Below are 2,760 nucleotides of genomic sequence, written 5' to 3'. Positions count from 1 at the left end.
ATACAAGCTATGACACTCAATTTATATTTACTGCGACATGGAGAAACTACTTTTAGTCAAAGTGGTAATTTCTGCGGTGAAACTGATGCGGAGTTGACAACAGAGGGGATGCAGATGGCATCCGGTTTTGCCGATGTTTATCAAAGCTTGTTGTGGTCGGCTGTTTATGTTAGCCCGATGAAGCGCACAATTGCAACTGCCAAGCCATTTTGTGATGCTATCGGTATGGATATGCAGTTACGTGACGGACTTAGAGAAGGTAGTTATGGCTCTTGGGAAACTTTGAGTAAATCCTTTGTCCAAGAGAATTACGCCCAAAACTATGTAAAATGGTTGACAGAACCCGCTTGGAATGCACCACTAGGTGGAGAAACTGCGGTAGATATTGCTAACCGTTCTATGCCTGTAATTGCTGAAATTCAAGAAAAACATCCCCAAGGTAATGTTTTAGTAGTTTCTCATAAAGCCACGATTCGGATTATGCTTTGCAGTTTACTGGGAATTGATTTAGGACGCTATCGCTATCGGGTGAATATTTTAGTCGCGTCGGTAAGTATGGTTAAATTTGACGTTAATGGCCCTTTGTTAGAAATATTAGGCGATCGCCATCATATACCCGATCATATTCGCTTTCGTCCGGGAACATAATAGTCCCTACTAGTAGTTTGTCAAGAAACTATTGACATGATATCTGCGTTCGCAGCAACAAAATCTAACTTTCCTATGAAATAAGCTGAGGCGATGCCTACGGCGGTAAACTACGCTATTTGGCAATTTTTCCTCGCTTGATTTTCTTTGGTTAGCTGTGATACTTGCTTGATGGGGGTGCGATGGCGTACCCGCCCACTTATGTGCGATCGCTCCTCTACCTCGTTTAATTTTTCCTCTAAGAATTCTATAAGTGCTTTACGTGAGAAGCAATGAAAGTGAAATAATAAACTAGTATGCCTTGCTGGTACAGGAGATGCAGCCATGACCTACACCATGCACGACGCTCTAGAAGTAGCAAACCTTGCTGCTGCTGACATCTCGGCTTGGCTGCGCTCTAAACCAGAAACTATTAGCGTTGTTAATGTTGAGGATGACTTAGACTATCAGCGCCGCGATGTTGACCTCATCTGGACAACGCAGACGGGTGAAATTTTGATTGAGATTAAGGGTGACAGATGGAATAAAACTCGTAACTTGTTTTTTGAGACGCATAGCAACCTAGAGAAGGGAATCCCCGGCTGTTTTATGTACACTGAGGCGGACTGGCTGTTTTACTACTTTGTCAACACTCGCCAACTGTACAGGCTACCGATGCCAAAAACGCGGGAGTGGTTTTTGATTACCATGAAGCGCTTTCGGGAGCATTCAACTACAACGCCAGTGGGGAGTAGCTATTACACGACTGTCGGGCGGCTTGTGCCGATTACTACGGTGATGTTGGAAGTGGCGGGGATTAAGATGGAGCAACTGTAGGGGTGCGATGGGGCGATCGCTCCCATTCTTAGAGGAAAACGGGAGAGCGATCGCTTCCCATGTTTGCGGGGTAGTTCTGGGACAAAGGGGGGCGATGCCTAACGGCGGGCTATTCGGTGTCGCTCATCCCAATTTTTCCTCTAAGAATTTAAGTTCAACATCACTTAAAAAACTCCCCTTCATTCAAGTCAAGCAAGAAATTTTACTATAAAACAATACGGTTCAGTGTATATAGGGGTACAGCCGGGATACCTGTAAAATCGGGCACAGTGCAAATAATTATTACAATAATTGTTTTCGTAGTTTTATAACTTGCCCAGAAATGGTATACGGGCAATTTAACTTTACTACGGTAAAATCACCTCTCCAACCTCTAGGGTTTCTTAAACTTGCCCATATTCAATCATTTTTGGGAATGTTTAAACTGGAGGAGTCAAGTAAAGTTTGGTATTGAAACAACGGTATATCAAGGTTTTTGCTTGATTTGCGTTACAGAAGTTTACAACGTGTCCCGTTTTGCAGATATCCCGGCTGAACCCCCAATGGGGCGATCGCATCTATATCAAGCGAGGAAAACTCAAGCGATATAGAACCTTCAACCAGAGCGGAGGGACATTATTATACATCATAAATTTTTGTTGCAAATAGTACGGTCTATCCCTAGCGTAAAGTGGACAATTTGACAATCTTTAATACTAAAACTACTTGGCGTATAGTCATAATCTGTCCGCACGCACCAAGAACGCAAGACACCTAATATATGGTTCGAGAACTCGAAAGAAAACGCCAAAGTGCAAAGTTCCCCGAAATTGCACCGGTTGCTAATCCCGTGGAAACAAAAAGTAAATGCCCATCTGGTAGTTGCAACCTACCAGATGGACACTCAAACATTTCTCCTAAATCAATTGCACTCAATTTAGAAGCAGGAAAGTATATGTTACCAAATCATAGATCCTCTAGGGATGAAAACGTGTCTAATCCCGATAGCTGCATCAAGACCTATTCAGCAGTGGAGTTGAGTATTGCCCAAGAACGCCTCCGTCAAGCTCGGTGGAGTTTTAATTTAGCTTTGGCAATGACGGCGGCTTTTGCTGTGACCAGCTTAGTCGGTGTTGGACTACTGCTATCAGGCAAGACTACAGAAGGATCTGTTGCCGCAGCAGGTGGATTAGCCTCTAGCGTTCGCTGCCTCCAACTGGTGAAGGACACTAATGACCGACTAGACAAGATAGCTGCCGAAATTTAGTTTCTGTTGCGTCTTTAGGAGCGATCGCTTCCTTTCATGGTTGCGATCGC

At 43.9% G+C, this 2,760-nt stretch carries 5 protein-coding genes; 4 read left to right on the top strand and 1 reads right to left on the bottom strand.

Annotation, left to right across the window (positions count from 1 at the left end):
• Positions 1-9 precede the first annotated feature (9 nt).
• Positions 10-648 carry a histidine phosphatase family protein gene (locus V7K15_RS06335; RefSeq protein ID WP_334904011.1) on the top strand — a complete coding sequence of 213 codons (639 nt, stop codon included), beginning with the start codon at positions 10-12 and terminating at the stop codon, positions 646-648.
• A 110-nt stretch (positions 649-758) separates the two neighbouring features.
• Here V7K15_RS06335 and V7K15_RS06330 read toward each other — a convergent pair whose 3' ends face one another.
• Positions 759-974: a hypothetical protein gene (locus V7K15_RS06330; RefSeq protein WP_334904009.1), complete on the bottom strand. Its 216-nt coding sequence runs from the start codon at positions 972-974 to the stop codon at positions 759-761.
• Between V7K15_RS06330 and V7K15_RS06325 the strand changes: the two genes are divergently transcribed.
• The 3 genes from V7K15_RS06325 to V7K15_RS06315 all read left to right on the top strand — a co-directional run bounded on the left by V7K15_RS06325 (position 973) and on the right by V7K15_RS06315 (position 2,710).
• A complete protein-coding gene (locus V7K15_RS06325; protein WP_334904007.1) occupies positions 973-1,464 on the top strand; it encodes a hypothetical protein in 492 nt (163 codons plus the stop codon). The two genes, V7K15_RS06330 and V7K15_RS06325, sit on opposite strands and share 2 nt — an antisense overlap.
• Positions 1,465-1,471: 7 nt before the next feature.
• A complete protein-coding gene (locus tag V7K15_RS06320) occupies positions 1,472-1,675 on the top strand; it encodes a hypothetical protein (protein WP_334904005.1) in 204 nt (67 codons plus the stop codon).
• 549 nt (positions 1,676-2,224) lie between these two features.
• Complete coding sequence (locus V7K15_RS06315) at positions 2,225-2,710, top strand: TRADD-N-associated membrane domain-containing protein (RefSeq protein ID WP_334904003.1); 486 nt, start codon at positions 2,225-2,227, stop codon at positions 2,708-2,710.
• The last annotated feature ends 50 nt before the right edge of the window (positions 2,711-2,760 follow it).

Source organism: Nostoc sp. (genome assembly GCF_036919815.1).
In the GTDB taxonomy this organism is placed as follows: domain Bacteria; phylum Cyanobacteriota; class Cyanobacteriia; order Cyanobacteriales; family Nostocaceae; genus Nostoc.
The sequence above is the reverse complement of the archived record's forward strand: the minus strand, read 5'-3'. Positions and strand labels throughout refer to the sequence as shown.

Excerpts from the sequence above, each read along its gene's own strand:
- V7K15_RS06335 (WP_334904011.1), top strand. The coding sequence starts at position 10 with ATGACACTCAATTTATATTTACTGCGACATGGAGAAACTACTTTTAGT.
- V7K15_RS06325 (WP_334904007.1), top strand. The coding sequence starts at position 973 with ATGACCTACACCATGCACGACGCTCTAGAAGTAGCAAACCTTGCTGCT.
- V7K15_RS06330 (WP_334904009.1), bottom strand. The coding sequence starts at position 974 with ATGGCTGCATCTCCTGTACCAGCAAGGCATACTAGTTTATTATTTCAC.
- V7K15_RS06320 (WP_334904005.1), top strand. The coding sequence starts at position 1,472 with ATGGGGCGATCGCTCCCATTCTTAGAGGAAAACGGGAGAGCGATCGCT.
- V7K15_RS06315 (WP_334904003.1), top strand. The coding sequence starts at position 2,225 with ATGGTTCGAGAACTCGAAAGAAAACGCCAAAGTGCAAAGTTCCCCGAA.